The 1,147-nt window shown below is 34.0% G+C and carries 1 protein-coding gene and 1 pseudogene; both read right to left on the reverse strand.

Annotated features, from left to right (window positions below):
* Positions 1 to 518: 518 nt before the first annotated feature.
* Entirely contained in the window at positions 519 to 653 is a 135-nt protein-coding gene (locus AC1DOS_RS20225) for a hypothetical protein (RefSeq protein WP_477538926.1), read from the reverse strand.
* 153 nt (positions 654 to 806) lie between these two features.
* Positions 807 to 1,147 (reverse strand): annotated as a pseudogene (locus AC1DOS_RS20230) (carboxypeptidase M32); the annotation flags it as partial.

The raw sequence follows: 1,147 nt of genomic DNA on the forward strand, positions 1-1,147 counted from the left end.
GCACGGTACTTTTAAACTATATAAAATTAAATAATTTTCCATTTTCGTATTATATATTTAACTGAAATTTCAAGTTTGTCACGTTAATTTAACAATATTTTCATATTTGTAATGAACACTCATTTCACTTACCTCTTTTTGCGTTTTTTATAATTCACTGTTTAAAAAGCGAGTCTATTGAACTACTTTTACAATAATTGTAAAATTACTTATTTTTTATAATATTTTGTTTGACTGTAAAAAGAGACAAGAGGAGTGACAATTGTCACTCCTCTTGTCTCTTTTTAATTCTTATTATGCTAAGAGATTTTATCCATTCTTTTCGAGTGTCATACGATGCTCAATTTCTTCCATGCTATTTGGAGCGAAGTGTTTCAGGTTGAAGGTTTTGATGCTCTAACTTGACGGATTCGTTTCCCAAGTTGACGGAGTCGCTCTCCAGGTTGTACAAAACTCCCCACAACCTAAATAATAGCTTCGCTGCAGAAATTTCAATCCATCAGATTTAATAAATCCTATTAAAAACACTCTCTAAAAGTGAAATGAATAATATGGCCATTGGAAATCAAATAATTATACGTCTCGAGAGCACCTTCAATCAGTTTGTCTCCTAGATAAATCGTTCCATCGAGATCAAAAATATAGCCTGCCATAGGATTTCCTCCTTCTGCTTTACTTTCAGTAGAGTCTATAGATATCTACCCTTTTTTACTGAATTCATGCGAATTTTCGCATGTATTCAACACAAGAAAAAAAGAAGCTCAATTGCAAGAGCTTCTTTCTTTCGATACTATTTCTTCGATTCTTTATTTATCCAATTGATAAATACGGCCGTATTTCTCTTCCAAATACTCCACTAAATAAGTTGCATTTAATCCTTCTCCTGTTGCTTCGGTAAGGATTTCTAATGGTTTTTTCATACTACCATGACGGTGAACGTTCTTCATTAACCAATTTTTAATCGGCTCTAAATCACCATTTGCACATAATTCGTCAAATTGTGGGAGATGTTTTAACATAGCTGCTTTCAATTGAGACGCGTACAAGAAACCAAGTGCATATGACGGGAAGTACCCAAACGCTCCCCCTGCCCAGTGAACGTCTTGTAATATTCCTTCAGCATCGTTTGATGGTCGAACACCTAAGT

The sequence above is a fragment of the Paenisporosarcina sp. P5_A11 genome (assembly GCF_056400705.1).

Excerpts from the sequence above, each read along its gene's own strand:
- AC1DOS_RS20225 (WP_477538926.1), bottom strand. The coding sequence starts at position 653 with ATGGCAGGCTATATTTTTGATCTCGATGGAACGATTTATCTAGGAGAC.